Below are 20,457 nucleotides of genomic sequence, written 5' to 3'. Positions count from 1 at the left end.
ACAGCGGGCGTACGCCCGCTGCCGGCGACGCGGGGCGTTATTCGAACAAATTGCGGTGCAGGGTTTGCACCACATGCTCCGCATCGCCGCCCGGAACCAGGAAGCACAGGTTATTGCTGCTGGCGCCGTAGCAAATCAGACGGATATTAAAGGGCTCCAGCACGCCGAAGACCTCTTTGCCCAGGCCGCAGGCGTGGGCAAGGTTATTGCCGATTAACGCCACCAGAGACAGATTTTCTTCAACTTCCACCCGGCACAGCGAGGAGAGCTCGGTCAACAGCGCGCTGGAGAGCAGGCTGTCGCCGGTGGAGGTCGAACCGGTGGTATCCAGCGTCAGCGCCACGTTCACTTCGGACGTGGTGATCAAATCCACCGAGATGTTATGACGGGCCAGAATGCAGAACACTTCGGCCAGGAAGCCGCGCGCATGCAGCATATTGAGGCTGTGCAGCGTCAGCAGCGTCTGTTTACGGCGCAGCGCCAGCGCGCGGAACAGCGGCGGGTTTTCCGTTTTGTTGCACACCAGCGTGCCGCCCGCGGCGGGATCTTTGCTGGAGCCGACGAACACCGGAATATCGCTGCGCACCGCCGGCAATAGCGTCGCCGGGTGCAGCACTTTGGCGCCGAAGGTCGCCATCTCGGCGGCTTCTTCAAACATAATCTGGTCGATGCGTTTGGCCGCCGGCACTACGCGCGGGTCGGTGGTATAGATGCCGGGAACGTCGGTCCAGATATCGATACGGGCGGCATTCAGGGCTTCGCCCAGCAGGGCGGCGGTGTAATCGCTGCCGCCGCGGCCCAGGGTGGTGGTGCGGCCTTTGGCTTCGCTGCCGATAAAGCCTTGCGTGATGATGAGGCCGTTACCCAGGCGGGGCTGCAGCTGGCTGCGCGTCAGCTCGCCCAGCGCCGCGCAGTCGGGTTCCGCGCGTCCGAAGTGGTCGTTGGTGCGCATGATTTTACGCACGTCGAACCATTCGGCGACCACGTCGCGCTGGCGCAGCACTTCAACAAACAGCAGGGTGGACATCAGTTCGCCGTGGCTGACCAGTTCGTCCGTCAAGGCGTTGGAGGTCGCCAGCGCGGCGGCTTCGGACAGCGTCGTGACGTTCTCCAGCATCCGGTCGATTTCGTCGCGGATCACCGCGGGCTGCGCCAGCCGATCGATAATGGCGTATTGGATTCTGCGGATCTGATCCAGCAGGTGAAGGCGTTGCTCCTGACTTTGACCTTCCGCCAGGGCGACCAGTAGGTTGGTGACGCCGGCGGAGGCGGAGAGCACGACTACCCGTACGTTAGGGTTGGACAGCACCACGTCGGCGCTGTGATTCATCGCGTCGAAATCAGCGACGCTGGTGCCGCCGAATTTGGCGATAATAGGATTTGTTTGGTCGGACATGTGAAAACCTCGTGCAGGGGCTATTGTTCTCATTTTTTCACAACAGCGATTATTTATCAGCCTTGGCACAAGGGAAGAGCGGTAAGCAGGGAGCAGGCGTAGAAAGCGAAACTACGATACACCCAGAAGCGCTCCACCTTGCTGAACGCCCTTGCGGGCGGACCGGGTGACAACCCAGGGGATTCAGCCCCTGCGGTCGATGAAGTGAATACCGCCTATCATCTCATCTCGGCATCGCTCCCCCTCGGATATCATTAACGGACTGCGGATCCTGCGATATCTTACCTGGGCGACGCTCCTCTTCTGGCTTGCGCGCCGGGCGCGCAAGTACGCTGTTACAAATAGCGGGTTCTCCCGCCGCTGTCAATAAACAAACGCCGCGGATGCGCATTTATCCCCGCCATACTTCAAGTGGCCGGTGCGTCGGCGGCGTCGCTCGCCCTATCGCCCCTTCGGGGTCGGCGCGAATGCCGTGCAAAAACGCGTTTGGCGTTTTTGTCCGACGACGCGAATTCTTTAGCTATCTCAAGAAAAGGGATCTCAAGCGGCGATTTACGGGATACAATCGGACAAGCGATTTTTGATTTCATTCTCGGAGAGAGAGCATAGTTATGAAAAATATCAATCCAAGCGAAACCGCCGCATGGCAAGCGTTGCAACAACATTTTGATGTGATGAAAGATGTGCAGATCAAAGCGTTGTTTGCTCAGGACAGCCAGCGTTTCGCGCATTTTTCCGCCACTTTTGACGATTTGTTACTGCTGGATTACTCCAAAAACCGCATTACGGCGGAAACCCTGGACAAACTGCAGGCGCTGGCGCGGGAAACCGATCTGGCCGGCGCAATTAAATCCATGTTCTCCGGCGAGAAAATCAACCGTACCGAAAACCGCGCGGTGTTGCATGTCGCGCTGCGCAATCGCAGCAATACGCCGATTCTGGTCGATGGCAAAGATGTGATGCCGGAAGTGAACGCCGTCCTGGAAAAAATGAAAAAATTCAGCGAACGCGTTATCGGCGGCGAGTGGAAAGGCTATACCGGCAAGGCGATTACCGATGTGGTGAATATCGGCATCGGCGGTTCCGATTTGGGGCCCTATATGGTCACCGAAGCGCTGAAACCGTATAAAAATCATTTGAATATGCATTTCGTCTCCAACGTCGACGGTACGCATATCGCCGAAACGCTGAAGCCGCTGAACCCTGAAACCACGCTGTTCCTGGTGGCTTCCAAGACCTTTACCACCCAGGAAACCATGACCAACGCGCACAGCGCGCGCGACTGGTTCCTGAAAAGCGCGCAAGACGAGAAACATGTGGCGAAACACTTTGCCGCGCTCTCTACCAATGCCAAAGCCGTCGGCGATTTTGGCATTGATACCGACAACATGTTTGAGTTCTGGGACTGGGTCGGCGGACGCTACTCCCTGTGGTCGGCGATCGGTTTATCCATCATCCTTTCACTGGGATTCGAAAACTTCGAACAGTTGCTCAGCGGCGCCCACGCCATGGACAAACACTTCGCCAGTACGCCGGCGGAGAAAAACCTGCCCGTGTTGATGGCGCTGATCGGTATCTGGTACAACAATTTCTTCGGCGCGGAAACGGAAGCCATCCTGCCGTATGACCAATATATGCACCGTTTCGCCGCCTATTTCCAACAGGGGAATATGGAGTCCAACGGTAAATACGTCGATCGCAACGGCAACCCCGTTGATTACCAAACCGGCCCGATTATCTGGGGCGAACCGGGAACCAACGGCCAACATGCGTTTTATCAGTTGATCCACCAGGGCACCAAGCTGGTTCCCTGCGATTTCATCGCGCCGGCGATCAGCCACAATCCGCTAAGCGATCACCACAGCAAGCTGCTGTCCAACTTCTTCGCCCAGACGGAAGCGCTGGCGTTCGGCAAGAGCCGCGAAACCGTGGAAGCCGAGTTCGCCGCCGCGGGTAAAACGGCGCAAGAGGTGGAACAGGTCGTGCCGTTCAAGGTCTTCGAAGGCAATCGCCCGACCAACTCCATTCTGCTGCGTGAAATTACGCCGTACAGCCTGGGTTTGCTGATTGCGCTGTACGAACACAAAATCTTTACCCAGGGCGCCATCCTGAACATCTTCACCTTCGACCAGTGGGGCGTGGAACTAGGTAAACAGCTGGCGAACCGTATTTTGCCCGAGTTGCAGGATGCGCAAGAGGTCAGCAGCCATGATAGCTCGACCAACGGTTTGATTAACCGTTTCAAACAGTGGCGCGCGTAAGTCGGCGGCCATAGCGAAACAGGGCGGTAATGCCGGTCGCGTAAGCCTATTTTTAGCAAAGACAGCGGGGTGGGCTCCCTTAGGGACGCCTCACCCCGCTGTCGCTTCGTGTAGCTCGATGCTTAAACGATCGGCGTTAGGTCGCCCGCCTTTTTTATCGATCGCGGCGCAAGCGCTTAGAGATTGATGGGAATTTCCACGTCCAGGCCGGCGCCGACATCATCGCTGTCGCTATTATCGCTATCGGTGTACCACAGGCGCGTATCCAGTTTAACCTTTGATTGGAAGTCATAACCCCAGCCGAGTTCGATCCCTTTGAGCGTGTCGGAGCGCGGGAAAGCCCGATTGATGTTTTGATCGCCCGGATTAACCCTGGCGTAGGTTACGCGGGTGCTCCAGCGCTGCCCGTCATCCAGCGCCAGCTCCACCTTGCCGGACAGCATGCGTCCGTCTCCCCCCATGGCGTGACCCAATGGATAGCCCTGTTGGTAGTAACCGCCGCGATAAATATGGTGGGCGTAGACATAGTTCAAGCGGGAATCATCCGCGCGAGTGGTCGCGCCTTCGATGTACCAGTTGATGGTGGAGGTTCCCCATTCCGGATGGCCTTCCACACCGAGCAGATAGGTATTTTGCGACGGCAGCATCCCCGCTTCGTCCTCGCCGACCAACTGGCCGTACAGCCCGACGGGTAAACCCGTTAACGGCTGCAGTTTCAGTTTGAAATCAAAGCCGGCCAGCTGGTTGCCCGGTTCATTGTCCGTTCCGGTATTGTCTTTTCCCGCCGCGCCGTCCCAAAACGAGCGCCATGACTGAGGACGCCCTTCGCCTCCCCACATCATGACGCGCGATGCGCCCAGCTCAAAAAAGTCGGTCGGCATCAGCGTCAGGCGGGCGCCAATCAGTTTGGTCTCCGGCACCGAATCGTATTGCTCGAGCTGGCCGGCGGAAAGCTGGTATTGCCAGCGGCCGATCCAGGAGAGCCACGGGGTGGCGAACGGGGACTGATCGGCCCGTTGCAGGAGAAAACCGGTCACCGGCCGCGCGGCGTCCGAGCGGATCAGGCTGCCGTCATAGCCCGGCCCCCACCACTGGGGCACTTTGCCGAATGAGAGCCACTGGTTGAATATTTTCACCGCGCCGTAGGAACCGTCCATATTCCAGCGGGATTGATCGCCGATACGCTGTTCGCCTTCGACGGTGCCTTTCAGGTTGAGATCCCAGAACTCATCGCTGGCGCCGACGCCGAGCGAAAGCGCGTGATCGCTGGCGCGGGTGGCGGCGAAACCCTGGGGCAATCCCGGTTTATCGCTGGCGGTATGGGCGGTAATGCGAAGGTTGGATTTCAGATTGCCGATACGTCGCTCAATTCGGCCAATGACGTTTTTTTCGGTATCGGTGACGGGTTTTGCCTGTCTGAGCGCGGATTCTATCTCCTCTTGGCTTAGCGGCCAGGTGGAGAGGCTGACGTTAATCACCCCGCGGTCGGAAAGCCATGCCAGGTCGTTGCGCAGCGTATTGTCCGGGGCGATTAGGCCGGCGGCCCGGCTTGCGGACACGCATAAAAACAGGCCGCCGACGGTCCATAAAATTTTCTTGGTAAGCATATTGTTGGTTTCCTTTGTGGCGCAATATTGCTTTACTGGTTCCGGGCTAGCCGGAGTGTGCACGGCGCCGGGTCTCTTGCGGTTTAACCGGGTAGTTTTGCGTTGATGAATAATCGCAGCGGGCAGACATGGCTGAAAACGTGCAAACGTGCAGAAGCAACTGTCAGGATAGTACATGGCGCGGGGAGAATAAGTGCGTTATAGGCCGGTTCCGTTTCTTTTCGGATAAAACCTAGAGCGGGACAGGGCGTCATCAGCGATGACGGGGCGGCGCCGGCGGTTTGTTCTTTGTTCATCATTCATCGACCGCGAAGCATTTTTTATTGTTTATTCAGGTATAAGATGTCTGTGGTATCTATTGTTATGGGAACGGGCGACGATTTTTGCATCGCTGGAGTATCCCGGTAATTTATTATTCATCCTTATGGAGGGGAAAATGCGGATCCGCGTATTACTTGGTCTTTCTGCTGCCGTATTGTTGGCAGGATGCAGCACCACCAATCAACTGACTCCCGCAGGGCAAGCCGTTACCTTTACCGACACGAAGCCGTCCGAGGCGTGTCAATTACTTGGCCAGGTGAGCGGCAGCCAGACCAACTGGTTCTCCGGCAATCATGGCGATAGCAGCTCAATGCGCGGCGCGGCGAATGATTTACGCAATAAGGCGGCGGCGATGGGGGGAAACACCATTTATGGCGTGAGCAGCCCGAGTGAAACAATTTGGTCCGGTTTTGTTCCGCTGGACAGCAAGATGGTCGGCAGCGTTTATAAATGCCCGCAACCCTGAATCAGCATGGCTGCCCGGTGAGATTTCGCCGGGTATCTTTCCCTGTCGCTCTTTTTGGGGCTTACGGATGCTGCCTCAGTTCCAGATCCAACGGCGTTTTGCTGGCTTCGCCGCCGATTTCCCGCGCCAGTCGGGGCACCAGGTAGCCGGACACCTTGGTCAACAGAGCCTTGACCAGCGTACGCGCCTCCTCATCCTCCACCAGAAAATGGGCCGCCCCCTGCACTCTATCCAATACGTGGAGATAGTAGGGAAGGATGCCGGCGTCGAACAGGGCGTTGCTGAGTTCCGCCAGCGTATCCGCGTCGTCGTTAACGCCGCGCAGCAGCACGCTTTGGTTCAGCAATGTGACGCCCGCATGGCGTAAACGAGCCATACTTTGTGTTAAATCAGGATCGATTTCCTGGGCGTGGTTAATATGCGTGACCAGCAGCACCTGCAGCGGCGTGCGCGACAGACGCTGGCACAGCGCCTCGGTGACGCGCGCCGGAATAACCACCGGCAAGCGGCTGTGGATACGCAGACGCTTCAGGTGGGGAATCGTTTCCAGCTCGGTTATCAGCCAGTCAAGCTCCTGGTCTTTCGCCATCAGCGGATCTCCCCCGGAGAAAATGATTTCATCCAGTTCGGGATGCCGACGTATATAGTCCAGCGCCTGACGCCAGTTTGATTTATTGCCCTGGTTGTCCTGATAAGGGAAATGCCGGCGGAAACAGTAACGGCAGTTTACCGCGCAGGCGCCTTTAACCAGCAGCAGCGCGCGGTTGTGGTATTTGTGCAGCAATCCCGGCACCACGCTATGCTGCTCATCCAACGGATCGTGGGTGAAGCCCGGCGCGGCGACGAACTCCTCCCTTGCCGTTAACACCTGTAACAGCAGGGGGTCGCGCGCATTCCCCTTTTGCATGCGCGCCGCAAACGCGCGCGGTACGCGCAGCGGAAAAAGTCTGCGGGCGTCATGTCCCTGCCGGAGTTCGGCGTGGTGATTCAGCGCCAGAAGCCGCAGCAATTCGTCGGGATCGGTAATTACGTCCGCAAGTTGCTGCAACCAATCTTCTCTGGAAGGTATATTTAGGGTTACAATGTGTGCCATTTTTGGCTTAGTACCAGTATCAATTTATATAGAGGGCCTTTATGGCGACTTATTTTAGCAACGATTTCCGTTCCGGTCTTAAAATCATGTTCGAAGGTGAGCCTTACGCTGTCGAATCAAGTGAATTCGTTAAGCCGGGTAAAGGTCAGGCTTTCGCCCGCGTGAAAATGCGCCGTTTGCTGACCGGCAAACTGATTGAAAAAACCTTTAAATCCACGGACTCCGCCGAAGGCGCCGATGTCATGGATATGAACCTGACTTACCTGTACAACGACGGTGAGTTCTGGCACTTCATGAATAATGAAACGTTTGAACAACTGGCCGCGGATGAGAAAGCCGTCGGCGATAACGCTAAATGGCTGCTCGATCAGGCCGAGTGCATCGTAACGCTGTGGAACGGCCAGCCTATCTCCGTAACGCCGCCAAACTTTGTCGAGCTGGAAATTGTCGATACCGATCCAGGCTTGAAGGGCGATACCGCCGGTACGGGCGGCAAGCCCGCGACGTTGAGCACCGGCGCGGTGGTTAAAGTGCCGTTGTTCGTGCAGATCGGCGAAGTGATTAAAGTCGACACCCGCTCCGGCGAATACGTCTCGCGCGTTAAATAATGACGCCTTTGAAAAAAAACCGCCGCTCTGGCTAACGCCGATCGTTTAAGCATCGAGATACACGGGGCGACCACCGGGGTGAGGCGTCCCTACGGGAACCTCCCCCGGTGTTTCCCCTAAAAACCGGCTTAAGTGAACGGTGTTAGCCGCTCTGGCGGCTTTTTTTCGCCTTCCGACAGCCACTGCGTATTGCCCTGAAAAGTTTCGCGAAACGACCAATATTGGCTACTCTTAAAGAGATATTCCCTTTATCCCCGTCATACTTCAAGTTGCATGTGCGCAGGCCGCGTTTAGTCACCCGAATCACTTACTTGAGTAAGCTCATCGGGATTAATGAAAGACAGGATGTCTCTCACCGCAGGCCAGCCGTTGGCCGGGCAAATTCGCTCCCGACGAATGTGTCCTCCGCTCGCCGCGTGACCCGGGGCCGGCGCAAGCGCTGTTCAAAAACGCCGTTGGCGTTTTTGTTCTGCAACCCGAATTATTTAGGGGATAGCGTCAATATGATTATTTTAATTAAGAAGGAATTGATAATGTTAAAGAAAAGTCTGGTCGCCATTTTCTCCGTAATTATTCTATCCGCCGTCGTCGGCTGTAATACGACGCGCGGCATTGGGCAGGATGTCGAAGCGGGCGGTAAAGCGATACAGCGTAGCGCGCAGTAAACATTTTTCCTCAGAGGGAAACGCGGCGGTAGCGTTTCCCTCCGGGCGACGACATAATGCGGCGGTGGATAAAATGGAGAAAAAACGATGTCGCCGTTAGTCATCACCGTAGGCATGCTGACGCTCAGCAATGTGTTTATGACCTTCGCCTGGTATGGTCATTTGCGTTACTTCAGCGGCCGCGCATGGCTGGTCGCCGCATTGGTCAGCTGGGGTATCGCATTATTTGAGTATTTATTACAGGTTCCCGCTAATCGGATTGGTTATCAGGTCGCTTCCGCAGGGCAGCTTAAAATATTGCAGGAAGTTATCAGCCTGAGCGTATTTATTCCTTTTTCCATGATTATTTTAAAGGAGCCTTTCCGAACGGATTATATCTGGGCGGGTTTGTGCTTATTAGGCGCGGTATTTTTTATGTTCCGCGATAAAATTATGGGCTGAGGCGATAACGTTTCTTCGACGCCGTTGGCCGTGGTCGTGACGCTCAATTGTCATTACCGGTCTGCGTTTTTGTCCTGCAGCTCGAATTATTTGGCTATAGCGCTTTCTTTTACTCGGTTGCGTAAAAAAAACGGTCTGCATCGGCAGACCGTTGATTTCATGACGGCAATAAATTTACAGGGTGACGACGCCAATAATGGTGACGACGCTCAAAATTGCCGCCAGGCCATAGAAAACCCATTTCCCGGCGGGAATGTGAATTTTCAGGTCATGCATGGCGTGGTGCATCCGGTGTAACCCGCACCAGACGGGCAGAATAATCATCAGCAGCAGGAATACGCGGCCGATGAAGCTCTGGCTGAATGCGATAATACGCTCATAGCTCAGCGCATCCGGAAATAGGCCGAGGGGCAGCAAAATACCGACCAGCAGAACGATAACCGGAGAAAAAATGGCGCTCCACATACCGCCTGCGCCGAATAATCCCCAGAACGGCGGTTCATCGGAACGTTTTGGCATTTGATTAATCACGTTATTTCTCCCGATCAGAATAGTAAGGCGATGGCCAGAATGGCCAGCGTTACTACGATGGTAACCACCCAAAGCCCTTTAATAATCGGCTCCGGCCCCATTTTTTCGTCTTTCACCACGACGATGGCGGCTTTCGGCGCCAGATCGAACCAGGTTTTGGTGTGCAGCACGGCGGCCAGCAGGGCGATGATATTGATGAGCAGCACCAGCGGATTTTGTAGAAAACCGACAAAGTGCGCCCAGCTTTCCGGGCCATTCTTCAGAGAGAATACGCCGCACATCAGCACGATGCTGAACCAGACGGCCGGCACCGCGGTGCCTTCGCGCAGCATATAAAAGCGGTAGAAGCCCAGCTTTTTCCACCAGGATGGCGACATGTCGCGGACATACGCTTTACGTTTGGATGTCATTATTGTCCCTCCCTTATTGTGGTTTCAGCATCGCGATCATGAAGTCCTTGGCGCTCTCGACCTTGCCTTGCTGAATGGCGGCGGCAGGGTCGACATGCTTAGGACAAACCTCTGAGCAGTAGCCCACAAAAGTACAGCTCCATACCCCGTTACTGCCGTTAAGCTGCGGCATACGCTCTTTCTTGCCGCGATCGCGGTTATCCAGATTGTAGCGGTGCGCCAGCGTGATGGCGGCGGGGCCGATGAATTCGGGGTTTAGCCCAAACTGCGGACAGGCGGCATAGCACAGGCCGCAGTTGATGCAGCCCGAAAACTGGTGGTATTTCGCCATTTGCGCCGGCGTTTGCCTGTTGGCGCCGTCTGCCGGTTTACGATCGTTGCCGATAATGTAAGGCTTGATGGCCTCCAGACTTTCAATGAAGTGGGTCATATCGACGACCAAATCACGTTCAATCGGGAAGTTGCCCAGCGCTTCCACCTTCATGCCTTTGGTGTAATCGCGCAGGAAGGTTTTGCAGGCCAGCTTGGGCACATTGTTCACCATCATGCCGCACGAGCCGCAGATCGCCATACGGCAGGACCAGCGGTAGGAGAGATCGGCAGCCAGGTTATCTTTGATATAACCCAACGCATCCAGTAGAGACGTTTGCTTGTTGTAGGGAACTTCATACGTCTCGAAATGCGGCGCGCTGTCCTGTTCAGGGTTATAGCGCATGACTTCCATTTTCAGGATTTGCATTTCATCAGCCATTCGCCTGCTCCTTCTTGCTTTTATCCTGAGCATCCCCTTCGGCGCCGTAAACGCGTTTGGCCGGGGGCAGTTTGGTGATTTTCACATCGCTGTAATCCAGGCGCGGCGCGCCCTCAGGGTTGTAAAAAGCCAGCGTATGCTTCAGATAATTCACATCATCGCGCTCGGTGCAGCCTTCATCCAGACGCTGGTGCGCGCCGCGGGATTCCCGACGGTTGATGGCCGAGTGCGCCATACATTCCGCTACGTCCAGGCTGTGGCCCAACTCGATGGTATAGAGCAGATCGGTGTTGAATACGCTGGAGCGGTCGGTGATTTTCACCCGCTTGAAGCGTTCTTTCAGCTCGGATAGCTTATCAACGGTTTTCTGCATCAGATCCGTGGTGCGATAGATACCGCAGCCTTCTTCCATCGTCATGCCCATTTCGTCACGGATTTTCGACCAGTTTTCGTTGCCTTCCTGTTTCATCAGGTTATGCAGGCTCTGCTCGACGTCGCGGGTTTGCGCGTCCAGCGCGCTGCCGTTGGCCGGCGCCGCTTCCTGAGAGCGCTGCACCGCGTGTTCGCCCGCGATGCGCCCGAAGACCACCAGCTCGGCCAGCGAGTTCGAGCCCAGACGGTTGGCGCCATGCAGGCCGACGGATGAACATTCGCCGACGGCGAACAGACCTTTGATGCGGGTTTCGCAGGTTTGATTGGTTTCGATGCCGCCCATGGTGTAGTGCGCGGTGGGGCGAATGGGGATCGGCTCCTTAACCGGATCGACGTCGACATAGGCTTTCGCCAGTTCGCAGATAAACGGCAGGCGTTCCTTCAGCTTTTTCTCGCCGAGGTGGCGCAGATCGAGATAGACCACGTCGCCCAGAGGGGTGGAGATGGTGCGGCCGGCGCGCCATTCATGCCAGAAAGCCTGAGAAACCTTGTCGCGCGGTCCCAGCTCCATATATTTGTTTTTCGGCTCGCCCAACGGCGTTTCCGGGCCCATGCCGTAATCCTGCAGATAACGGTAGCCGTCCTTATTGACCATAATGCCGCCTTCGCCGCGGCAGCCTTCGGTCATCAGGATGCCGGAACCCGGCAGACCGGTGGGGTGATACTGTACGAACTCCATATCACGCAGCGGCACGCCGTGGCGGAACGCCATCCCCATGCCGTCGCCGGTGACGATACCGCCGTTGGTGTTGTAGCGATACACCCGGCCGGCGCCGCCCGTGGCGATAACCACCGCATTCGACCGGATTTGCACCAGCGATCCTTCCATCATGTTGATGGCGACGACGCCGCGAGCCTGGCCGTCGTCAACCAGAACATCCAGAACGAAATGCTCATCAAAACGTTGGATTTGCGGGTATTTGAGGGAAGTCTGAAACAGGGTGTGCAGCATATGGAAGCCGGTTTTATCCGCGGCAAACCAGGTACGTTCTATTTTCATTCCGCCGAAACGGCGAACGTTGACAGAACCATCCGGTTTACGGCTCCATGGGCAGCCCCACTGTTCCAGCTGGATCATCTCTTCGGGACAGTGGTGGACGAAGTTGTCGACGACATCTTGTTCACACAGCCAGTCGCCACCGGATACGGTGTCGTTGAAATGATAATCAAAGCTATCGTGCTCCTGAGTGACCGCTGCCGATCCGCCCTCTGCCGCCACGGTATGGCTACGCATGGGGTAGACTTTTGAGATCAGCGCAATTTTCAGTTGGGGATTTGCTTCGGCGGCAGCAATTGCCGCTCGTAAGCCAGCGCCCCCGGCCCCGATAATGGCCACATCGGCATTAAAGGTTTGCACCGCATTCCTCCAGTTATTTAAGTTTATTAAGTTAAAATAATAAAATTATTATTATTCATCTCAGTCTTTATATATCTGCTTAATTGTTAGCGCATTAAGGCGCATAAAAATGTTTTATGGACATATGAAGAATAGATAAATCTCTATTTTTTGTGTGGAAATGATTATAGCGAACTAGATTCAAATGAAATTTGATGTGATCCAGCATTTTGTGTTTTTTTCAGGGTGTACTGGAATAACTTATAAAAACGTGATCGAACGGCTTATTTCCCAGGAAATAATGCTTTTATTTCTTTAATAACTCTTTTATTCGAGATAGAAGAACATCTTCCACTGAAGATAAATTATGGCGGGCATCCATGTCCGCCACCCTACGGGCCGCCGCAAGCGACGTTTAAAAACGTTCCCGACGTTTTTGTATGGCGGGCATCCATGCCGCCGCAAGCGTGGTTGAAAATTTACCGCAAGTAAATTTTTTGTCTGCCCGCGCTGATACGGGTAGACTGCTCCACCTGTTTGACTTTGGAGTAATAACCATGAGCGAAACGACAAGTTGGCAACCCAGCGCCTCTGTCGCTACTTTGTTAAAGCGCGCGTCGATAGTCTCCGCTATCCGGCGTTTTTTCACCGATCGTGGGATACTGGAGGTTGAAACGCCGGCGATGAGTCGCTCCACGGTGACGGATGTCTATATGTGTCCGTTTCAGACCCGTTTTGTCGGGCCGGGCGCCTCGGAGGGCATGACGCTGTATCTGATGACCAGCCCGGAATACCATATGAAACGTCTGCTTGCCGACGGCAGCGGCCCCATCTTTCAGCTATGCCGCAGTTTCCGCAACGAAGAGTCCGGCAGGTATCATAACCCGGAGTTCACCATGCTGGAGTGGTATCGCCCGCACTATGATATGTACCGTCTGATGAACGAGGTGGATGACTTGTTGCAGCAGGTGCTGGAGTGTGAAAGCGCCGAGCTGCTCTCCTATCAGCAGGCTTTTTTGCGTCATCTGGAGCTCGATCCGCTCTGCGCCGATAAGGCCCAGCTGCGTGAAGCGGCGGAAAAACTGGGGCTGGGCGACATCGCCTGCCGCGAAGAGGATCGCGACGCCCTGGTGCAAATGCTGTTCACCTTCGGCGTTGAGCCGAACATCGGCGGCGAAAAACCGACGTTTGTGTATCATTTTCCAGCGACCCAGGCTTCGCTGGCTGAAATCAGTACCGAGGATAATCGGGTCGCCGAACGTTTCGAGGTCTATTTCAAAGGCATCGAACTGGCGAACGGGTTTCGCGAGCTCACCGACTGCGACGAGCAACGCCGGCGCTTTGAGCAGGACAACCGCAAGCGCGCCGCGCTGGGGCTGACTCAGCAGCCGATTGATGAAAATTTGCTGGCCGCGTTACAACATGGACTGCCCGAGTGCTCGGGGGTGGCGCTGGGGGTCGATCGCCTGATTATGCTGGCGCTGGGCGCCGAGAAGCTGAGCGACGTCATCGCTTTCTCCGTCGAACGCTCCTGACGGCAGGCGCTGCGGTACGAGGAGCGGGATGCGCATGCGCGCGCCGTTATACGCCGCCCGTGGCGCGGCTATTTCCCGAAGACATTGTCTTTCCCTTGCGCGATACATGCTCCATCCGCACCTGGAACGGCGGGAACGGCATGACCAGATGGCGCTTGCGGTAATTTTCCAGAATCAGCTGGTGAAGTTCGTGGCGCAACGGCATGCGGTGCCCCATTTCGGCCGCGAAGATGCGCAGTTCGAAAATCTGAATCCCCTGCTGTAAATCGACCAGAAAGACTTCCGGCGGCGGGTTATCCAGAATCAGCGAACAGCGGCTGACCGCGTCCATGAGCAGGTCGGTGACCTCTTTGCTGTCGGCGTCGGCGGGCGCCGGTATGGTCAATACCACGCGCGTCACCGAATCGGACAGGGACCAGTTAATAAACTGCTCGGTGATAAAGGCTTTGTTCGGCACGATGATCTCTTTGCGGTCCCAGTCCGAGATGGTGGTCGCCCGGGTGTTGATGCGCATGATGCTGCCGGTCAGATCGCGGATAGTCACGGTATCGCCGATACGTATCGGTTTTTCAAACAGAATGATCAGCCCGGAAATAAAGTTGGCGAAAATCTCCTGCAGGCCGAAGCCCAGCCCGACGCCCAGCGCGGCGACCAGCCACTGCAGTTTGGACCACTCAATGCCGATGAGCGAGAACCCCATCATGCAGCCAATCAGCATCAGAATATATTTGCTGACGGTGGTGATGGCATACCCGCTGCCCGGCGACAGCTCCAAATGCTGCAGCAGCGCCAGCTCAAGCAGCGCGGGCAGGTTGCGCACCAGCTGCGCGGTAATAACGAAAATAAGCACCGCGATCAGCACTGAGCCCAGCGTAATCGACTGGATGCTCTCAACGCCCTGTACCGTACTGGTCACATCCCACAGGCTGATATTTTCCATAAAAGCGAACGCGGAATGGATCTCGGACCAGAGCACGATCACCGAAACCAGGGCGATCAGCGTCAGAATAGAGCGCACCAGCTGCAGCGACTTGGCGCTGATGGCGTCCAGATCCACCACCGGCTCCTCGACCGCTTCCGAAGCGCCTTCATGATACGCCGGAGACGGCGCGTCCTCTTCGCCGCGGGCGCGCTGCGCCAGAATTTCGGAACGCCGGTGTTTGGCGCGATCGAAAGCGATGCGCCGGCGCTGAATCAGCATCCAGCGGCGAATAATGTAGTAAATCACCAGCAGGAAAAACCAGATGGAAACCGAGGTTTCCAGCCGCGCCAGCAGCGCCTGAGCGGTGGTCAGATAGCCGATGCAGGACGCCAGCGCGGCGGCCAGCGGCACGCAGATCAGCAAATTCCACATCGCCCGATTGACCGGATTTTCCCCCGAGCCCTCTTTATCCAGGTAGAGGGGAATGCCCGCCCGTTTCAGGCCGGTGGTGACTAGGCTCAGCGCCAAGCAAAGCAAGATAAAGCACAGGCGTCCCAGCGTGCTGGAGAATTCGCGGTCGTTCAGTTTATCAAAGGTGATCAGCGCCATGATTAACGGCACGATGAAGGCGATCGACAACCGATAGTAACGCATGGCGCGGGCCACTCGGTCCGGCGACCAGCGGAAATGGGCGATGAACAGCCCCTGAGGATGAGAGAAGGACGCGCTGATCATCACCACCCACATTAATGGCACGGTGGCGGTGACGCTGTCGCCGATCGCCACCGCCATCGGGTAGGGCCAGGCGTTTTGCAGCCCATAGCCCCAGGCGGCCCACAGCACCGGCAGCGGCAGCGCCGTCAGAATCGACCAGAAAACGGTGCGCAGCGTCAGGGTAAAGTGGTCGAGGGTCACTTTACCCACCCGGCTGCCGGCCCGCTCCAAAAAGGCATGGTAATGACGGCGGGAGCTGACGCTGAATCCGACCAGCAGCAGCGCCCCCAGCAGGGGGATCACGGTTTCACGGCTGGTGACCATCATCACCATGGCGCTGCCGAGCTGGGTCAGGGTATCCAGCGACAGCAGGCGGGTGAGATCCTGCACCAGCTTCAGCGGGTAGGAGAAGGTGATGGGATCGACGTCGGCGACCCAGAAAAGATAGCGGTGCGCCGCCTCGCGGGTTTCGTTCAGCGCGTCGACCAACTGACCGTTGGCGACCTTGAGCTTGGTCAACTCCAGAATCTGCGTATCGCAACCGGAAATCAGCGAGGTCAGCAGGTTGCGCTGGGTGCGCAACTGATCGGCGAGGATGCGCTGCTGCGTGCCGGTGAGCGGCGAGCCGTCGTCCTGTTTGATTTTATCGAGCTCGTGAGGCTTATTAATCAAATCCTCAAAGTGCAGACGCTGTACGCGCAGCTGCGCCATATCGCTGTCCAGCATCTGCGGTTTGGGCATTTCCGGCAGCCGGGCGATCTGGGCGCGCAGCGTTTCTCCCAATACCGGCGACACGCCGAGCCACTGGGACTGCTCGCGAATGGTGCTCAGCGCCTGGCGAACCTGCAGGGTCTGCGTCGTGGCCTGGCGCTGCTGAGACGCGATCAGATCCATGCGCTGCGCCTGCTGGTTGAGGGAGACGGACAGTTCGCGGTTGATTTTCAACTGCTCGCCGATGACGGCGGGCAGGTCGCCGCTCTGCTCCGCCAGCAATTCGGTTTTTTCCAGCGCCTGTTCGGCCTCTTTTTGCCGCAGGCTATTAATTCTGCTGCGCAGATTCTGCAGGTGGATGTCCAGATTATCGTGGCGTTTTTTATAAAGATCGGCGCGCAGGCGCGATAACTCCTGGCGGCTGCTGGCGGACAATTGCGCCAGCTCCAGCTCGTCAACCCGGCTTTTACGCAGCGCCGCTTCGGCCTGTAGGGCGGAGAGCTGGGCTTGAGCCAGCGGGGACGGCGGCGTACCCAGTAGCTGGATGCGGCGTTCGATATCGCTGAGCGACCGGCTGGCTTCGGTTTGCTGCTGGGGCAACTGCCCCAGCGAATCGCCGATCTCTCGCAGGCGATCCTGCTCTTGCTGGAGCTGACGGGACTGCTCCAGCAGCTGGCTGCTGGTTTGCAGGGTTTGCTGTTCAAGATCGTTGACGGAGAGGCTTTCCGCTATCGCCGACGGCTTATCGTCTTCCGCGGTTATCTGACGCCGCAGATCCTGAATAAGTTTGGGAAAATCATCGATAACGCGCTGGTACTGCGCCGCGCGCTCGCGCGATTCATTGCGTTCCTGCAGCGCATTCAGGGCGAGCCTGAGCTCTTCGACAATCGCAGCCTGATCGGCGGCGCCTTTGTTCGCTTCCGCTAGCTGTAACTGTTGGCGTAACTGTGCCTCGGTAGGCAACGAAGCGGCCAACGAAGCGGTTGATAACAAACATCCCAGCAGAAAAATCGCAATCAGACGCACCCTTGGCCTACCTTTAACTTGCAATAATAAACGGGAGTGAACGACGGCGCGCGAGATTATCCCCGCTTATCCGTCCTGTCGGCATCGGCGCTATGCGTCTCCGCCGGCGGCGTGTGCCCGGATGCCGCGTCATACGCGCTTTCCTGCGGCGCCTGTTCCCCGCGCAGAGACTCGGCGAACGGTTCGCCCATGCGGGTAACGCCGAGGCAGCTGAGGTTGGCGGCAAACTGCACCCGATCCGGCGAGAACAGGTTGATCACCGTCGATCCCAGCCTAAAGCGCCCCATCTCCTGGCCTTTCGCCAGCTCGACGGCACCCTCTTCCCCGGCGTGCGGGTAGGTCCAGCGTTTAATAATGCCTTCCCGCGGCGGCGTGACGATTCCCGCCCAAACGGTTTCGATACTGCCGACGATGGTCGCCCCCACCAGAATTTGCGCCAGCGGGCCGAATTCGGTGTCGAACAGACAGATCACGCGCTCGTTGCGGGCGAAAAGATTCGGCACGTTCGCCGCCGTCAGCAAATTCACGGAGAACAAATCGCCGGGGACATAAATCATTTCCCGCAGCACGCCGTCGCACGGCATATGAACGCGGTGATAATCGCGCGGCGATAAATAGGTGGTGGCGAACAACCCATCGCGGAATAGGTCGGCCATGACGTAGTTGCCCGCCAGCAGCGCTTCCAGGGAGTAGAGGTGGTTTTTGGCCTGAATCAGTTTGCCGTCGGCAATGGCGCCGAACTGCGACAATACGCCGTCGGCGGGCTGCACCAGCCGGTGCGCGTGCGGGTCGATCGGGCGCGCTTCCGGCCGCAGCGGACGGGCAAAAAATTCGTTAAACGTTCGGTAGGCGGCGCTGTCAGGCTGCCGCGCTTCCTGCATATTGACCTTGTAATAGCGCACGAACAGATCGATCGCCAGCCTGGTGAGCCTACCCGCCGCCTTATCGGCTCCCCAGCCGGCCAAGCGGGTCAGCCAGATTTTGGGAAGCCAATACTGTAGTTTGATTTTTATATTATCCAGCACAGTGAGCCTCTTGGATTTGTGATACGCCATTGAATAAAAAACGCCGGAGCGGCCACCTAATGCCATTCACTTAAGCCCATTTTTAGGGGAAACGCCGGGGAGGTTCCCGTCGGAACGGCCTCACCCCGCTGGCCGCCACGGGTATCTCGATACTTAGACGATCGGCATTAGGCGCGGCGACACGCCGTAATTAAGGGTGCGCATTGTAGCGATGGATAAGATAAATGTCAGTTATCCGTATCGGAAAAGGTTTTACGCGTTTTTACCTGCGCCATGCTTTCCAGAATGCGGTGATAGTTATCAAAACGCTCTTCGGCGATATCGCCGCGCTCGACCGCCGCGCGGATGGCGCAGCCCGGATCGTTGTCATGACGGCAGTCCCTGAATTTGCAGCCGCCCATATATTCACGAAATTCGACAAAGCCGCGGGTAACCTGCTCCGGCTCCAGGTGCCAGAGGCCGAACTCGCGCACGCCCGGCGAATCGATGACGTCCCCGCCGTGCGGGAAATGATAAAGCCGGGCCGCGGTGGTGGTATGCTGCCCCAGCCCCGAATTATCGGACACTTCGTTGACCAGGATCTCCTCTCCCAGCGCCAGCAGGGCATTGAGCAGGCTGGATTTGCCCACTCCCGACTGCCCGGCGAAGATGCTGATGCGCCCGGTCAGCGCCTGCTCCAGCTCGGCGATACCCTGCTGCGTATGGCTGGAGACCATAATCACCGGATAGTTGAGCGCGCGGTAGATATCCATCAGGCCGTCAACGAACCGGCGCGCCTCTTCGTCCAGCAGATCGATCTTGTTGAGCACGATCAGCGGTTCGACCTCCAGCGTTTCGCAGGCCACCAGATAGCGATCGATAATATTAAGCGAGAGTTCAGGAAGAATGGCCGAAACGATAACGATCCGATCGATATTGGCGGCGATCGGCTTTACACCGTCGTAAAAGTCGGGGCGGGTCAGCACGGAGCGGCGCGGGTGAACGGCTTCGACGATGCCGCTGATGCCCGCCAGCGCTTCATTTCCCGCGCGCCAGACAACGCGGTCGCCGGTCACCAAAGATTTAATGGTGCGGCGGATATTGCAGCGATGCAGAACGCCGCCGGCGGATTCCACATCCGCATGCATGCCGAATCTGCTGATGATAATGCCTTCCTGGGCTTCTCCCAGCTGGCTGTCATCCCACTCGACCTTATTATCCGCATGCTTGAGACGGCGCTGATGGTTGGCGCTAACCCGACGCTGTTGACCTTTCGACAGTTTCTTTTTGCTCACTGAGCCTCACTTAACCCTATGATCATCGCCCATGGCGACCGGAGCGACTATAATACACGCTATTTGATTTTAATTAACCGATGCCCGCCGGCGGGCATTCGGGTTGACGCCCGATCGGCGTCGACAGTCAGACAGCCGCCCAATACTAAACAGGGATACCCACGATGGTAGATGAAAATAACCTAATCTGGATCGATCTTGAAATGACGGGATTGGATCCTGAGCGGGACCGTATTATTGAAATAGCGACGCTCGTAACCGACGCCAATTTAAATGTATTGGCCGAAGGGCCGGTTCTGGCGGTTCACCAGCCGGATAGCCAACTGTCGCTGATGGACGATTGGAATGTGCGCACCCACGGCGCCAGCGGCCTGATCGACCGGGTGAAAGCCAGCAAGATTGACGAGCGCGCGGCGGAGCTGGAAACCCTGGCGTTCTTGAAAAAATGGGTGCCGGCGGGCAAGTCGCCCATCTGCGGCAACAGCATCGGCCAGGATCGCCGCTTTTTATTCCGCTATATGCCGGAGCTGGAGGCCTATTTCCATTACCGCTATCTGGACGTCAGTACGCTGAAAGAGCTGGCGCGCCGCTGGAAGCCTGAAATTTTGGCCGGCTTTAAAAAGCAGGGCTCGCATCAGGCGATGGATGACATTCGCGAATCGCTGGCGGAATTGGCCTATTACCGCGAGCATTTTATTCGGCTGTAGACCTGGCGGGCCGAGAGCGGCAACCGGAAGGGAAACCGGCGCCGCATTATGGGAAGAAATGCGCGTTTTACCGCCGTGTTGCTCTTTTTATCGGCAGTCAGACATTTTTTCATTTTCAGGGGCTTGCGGTCGGGAGGATTTCTCGTATAATGCGCACCCCGTACCGATACAGAATTTCTTATCTGATTTCGGTCGTTATCCCGGGCGGGAATAGCTCAGTTGGTA

Annotated in this window: 17 protein-coding genes and 1 riboswitch; of the genes, 7 read left to right on the top strand and 10 right to left on the bottom strand. The window is 56.8% G+C overall.

The features are described 5' to 3' along the window. Positions 1-37 precede the first annotated feature (37 nt). Positions 38-1,396: a lysine-sensitive aspartokinase 3 gene (lysC, locus tag VSX58_RS21255; RefSeq protein WP_327619824.1), complete on the bottom strand. Its 1,359-nt coding sequence runs from the start codon at positions 1,394-1,396 to the stop codon at positions 38-40. A gap of 118 nt (positions 1,397-1,514) precedes the next feature. After that, a riboswitch (Lysine riboswitch) is annotated at positions 1,515-1,707 on the bottom strand. Positions 1,708-2,007: 300 nt separating this feature from the next. On the opposite strand from lysC, the gene pgi reads away from it, so the two are divergent. Next, on the top strand, positions 2,008-3,657 hold the full coding sequence (pgi, locus tag VSX58_RS21250; protein ID WP_327619823.1) for a glucose-6-phosphate isomerase: 1,650 nt from the start codon (positions 2,008-2,010) through the stop codon (positions 3,655-3,657). Between the two features lie 176 nt (positions 3,658-3,833). Here pgi and VSX58_RS21245 read toward each other — a convergent pair whose 3' ends face one another. Further along, positions 3,834-5,264, bottom strand: a complete 1,431-nt coding sequence (locus VSX58_RS21245) for a capsule assembly Wzi family protein (protein ID WP_327619822.1) — start codon at positions 5,262-5,264, stop codon at positions 3,834-3,836. Positions 5,265-5,700: 436 nt separating this feature from the next. On the opposite strand from VSX58_RS21245, the gene VSX58_RS21240 reads away from it, so the two are divergent. Beyond that, on the top strand, positions 5,701-6,051 hold the full coding sequence (locus VSX58_RS21240; RefSeq protein WP_327619831.1) for a DUF4156 domain-containing protein: 351 nt from the start codon (positions 5,701-5,703) through the stop codon (positions 6,049-6,051). A 61-nt stretch (positions 6,052-6,112) separates the two neighbouring features. Here the strand turns inward: VSX58_RS21240 and epmB are convergent, their stop codons facing one another. Next, positions 6,113-7,144, bottom strand: a complete 1,032-nt coding sequence (gene epmB / locus VSX58_RS21235; RefSeq protein ID WP_327619821.1) for an EF-P beta-lysylation protein EpmB — start codon at positions 7,142-7,144, stop codon at positions 6,113-6,115. Between the two features lie 41 nt (positions 7,145-7,185). Here epmB and efp point away from each other — a divergent pair, with 41 nt between their 5' ends. From efp to VSX58_RS21220, 3 genes are all read left to right on the top strand, one after another. Continuing rightward, on the top strand, positions 7,186-7,752 hold the full coding sequence (gene efp / locus VSX58_RS21230; RefSeq protein WP_327612312.1) for an elongation factor P: 567 nt from the start codon (positions 7,186-7,188) through the stop codon (positions 7,750-7,752). A gap of 533 nt (positions 7,753-8,285) precedes the next feature. Next, positions 8,286-8,417 carry an entericidin A/B family lipoprotein gene (locus tag VSX58_RS21225; RefSeq protein WP_327619820.1) on the top strand — a complete coding sequence of 44 codons (132 nt, stop codon included), beginning with the start codon at positions 8,286-8,288 and terminating at the stop codon, positions 8,415-8,417. Positions 8,418-8,504: 87 nt separating this feature from the next. Then, complete coding sequence (locus VSX58_RS21220) at positions 8,505-8,858, top strand: DMT family protein (protein ID WP_327612310.1); 354 nt, start codon at positions 8,505-8,507, stop codon at positions 8,856-8,858. A gap of 174 nt (positions 8,859-9,032) precedes the next feature. Here the strand turns inward: VSX58_RS21220 and frdD are convergent, their stop codons facing one another. From frdD to frdA, 4 genes are read right to left on the bottom strand one after another with little or no spacing between them, the layout of a single operon-like run. Next, positions 9,033-9,389 carry a fumarate reductase subunit FrdD gene (gene frdD, locus VSX58_RS21215; protein WP_327612309.1) on the bottom strand — a complete coding sequence of 119 codons (357 nt, stop codon included), beginning with the start codon at positions 9,387-9,389 and terminating at the stop codon, positions 9,033-9,035. Between the two features lie 14 nt (positions 9,390-9,403). After that, complete coding sequence (frdC, locus tag VSX58_RS21210) at positions 9,404-9,799, bottom strand: fumarate reductase subunit FrdC (RefSeq protein WP_327619819.1); 396 nt, start codon at positions 9,797-9,799, stop codon at positions 9,404-9,406. Between the two features lie 13 nt (positions 9,800-9,812). Next, positions 9,813-10,550: a succinate dehydrogenase/fumarate reductase iron-sulfur subunit gene (locus VSX58_RS21205; protein ID WP_327619818.1), complete on the bottom strand. Its 738-nt coding sequence runs from the start codon at positions 10,548-10,550 to the stop codon at positions 9,813-9,815. Continuing rightward, positions 10,543-12,339, bottom strand: a complete 1,797-nt coding sequence (gene frdA / locus VSX58_RS21200; protein WP_327619817.1) for a fumarate reductase (quinol) flavoprotein subunit — start codon at positions 12,337-12,339, stop codon at positions 10,543-10,545. Before frdA ends, VSX58_RS21205 begins: the two co-directional genes overlap by 8 nt. A 536-nt stretch (positions 12,340-12,875) precedes the next feature. Here frdA and epmA point away from each other — a divergent pair. After that, positions 12,876-13,853 (top strand): elongation factor P--(R)-beta-lysine ligase, encoded by a 978-nt coding sequence (gene epmA / locus VSX58_RS21195; protein ID WP_327619816.1) that lies wholly within the window; start codon positions 12,876-12,878, stop codon positions 13,851-13,853. Between the two features lie 46 nt (positions 13,854-13,899). On the opposite strand, the gene mscM is transcribed toward epmA, so the two are convergent. The 3 genes from mscM to rsgA all read right to left on the bottom strand — a co-directional run bounded on the left by mscM (position 13,900) and on the right by rsgA (position 19,525). Next, positions 13,900-17,226 (bottom strand): miniconductance mechanosensitive channel MscM, encoded by a 3,327-nt coding sequence (gene mscM / locus VSX58_RS21190; RefSeq protein WP_327619815.1) that lies wholly within the window; start codon positions 17,224-17,226, stop codon positions 13,900-13,902. A 56-nt stretch (positions 17,227-17,282) separates the two neighbouring features. Beyond that, positions 17,283-18,251, bottom strand: coding sequence for an archaetidylserine decarboxylase (gene asd / locus VSX58_RS21185; RefSeq protein ID WP_327619814.1), 969 nt, complete (start codon positions 18,249-18,251; stop codon positions 17,283-17,285). A 227-nt stretch (positions 18,252-18,478) separates the two neighbouring features. Continuing rightward, complete coding sequence (gene rsgA / locus VSX58_RS21180; protein ID WP_327612302.1) at positions 18,479-19,525, bottom strand: small ribosomal subunit biogenesis GTPase RsgA; 1,047 nt, start codon at positions 19,523-19,525, stop codon at positions 18,479-18,481. A gap of 164 nt (positions 19,526-19,689) precedes the next feature. On the opposite strand from rsgA, the gene orn reads away from it, so the two are divergent. Next, positions 19,690-20,232 carry an oligoribonuclease gene (gene orn / locus VSX58_RS21175; protein WP_327619813.1) on the top strand — a complete coding sequence of 181 codons (543 nt, stop codon included), beginning with the start codon at positions 19,690-19,692 and terminating at the stop codon, positions 20,230-20,232. Positions 20,233-20,457 lie beyond the last annotated feature (225 nt).

Origin of the sequence: Brenneria populi (assembly GCF_036016195.1) — a bacterium.
Lineage (GTDB): Bacteria > Pseudomonadota > Gammaproteobacteria > Enterobacterales > Enterobacteriaceae > Brenneria > Brenneria populi.
The sequence above is the reverse complement of the archived record's forward strand: the minus strand, read 5'-3'. Positions and strand labels throughout refer to the sequence as shown.

Bases quoted from the DNA above. Each gene is read 5' to 3' on its own strand.
- frdC (WP_327619819.1), bottom strand. From the start codon at position 9,799: ATGACATCCAAACGTAAAGCGTATGTCCGCGACATGTCGCCATCCTGG.
- pgi (WP_327619823.1), top strand. From the start codon at position 2,008: ATGAAAAATATCAATCCAAGCGAAACCGCCGCATGGCAAGCGTTGCAA.
- lysC (WP_327619824.1), bottom strand. From the start codon at position 1,396: ATGTCCGACCAAACAAATCCTATTATCGCCAAATTCGGCGGCACCAGC.
- epmA (WP_327619816.1), top strand. From the start codon at position 12,876: ATGAGCGAAACGACAAGTTGGCAACCCAGCGCCTCTGTCGCTACTTTG.
- VSX58_RS21205 (WP_327619818.1), bottom strand. From the start codon at position 10,550: ATGGCTGATGAAATGCAAATCCTGAAAATGGAAGTCATGCGCTATAAC.
- orn (WP_327619813.1), top strand. From the start codon at position 19,690: ATGGTAGATGAAAATAACCTAATCTGGATCGATCTTGAAATGACGGGA.
- VSX58_RS21220 (WP_327612310.1), top strand. From the start codon at position 8,505: ATGTCGCCGTTAGTCATCACCGTAGGCATGCTGACGCTCAGCAATGTG.
- VSX58_RS21240 (WP_327619831.1), top strand. From the start codon at position 5,701: ATGCGGATCCGCGTATTACTTGGTCTTTCTGCTGCCGTATTGTTGGCA.
- VSX58_RS21225 (WP_327619820.1), top strand. From the start codon at position 8,286: ATGTTAAAGAAAAGTCTGGTCGCCATTTTCTCCGTAATTATTCTATCC.
- VSX58_RS21245 (WP_327619822.1), bottom strand. From the start codon at position 5,264: ATGCTTACCAAGAAAATTTTATGGACCGTCGGCGGCCTGTTTTTATGC.
- efp (WP_327612312.1), top strand. From the start codon at position 7,186: ATGGCGACTTATTTTAGCAACGATTTCCGTTCCGGTCTTAAAATCATG.
- epmB (WP_327619821.1), bottom strand. From the start codon at position 7,144: ATGGCACACATTGTAACCCTAAATATACCTTCCAGAGAAGATTGGTTG.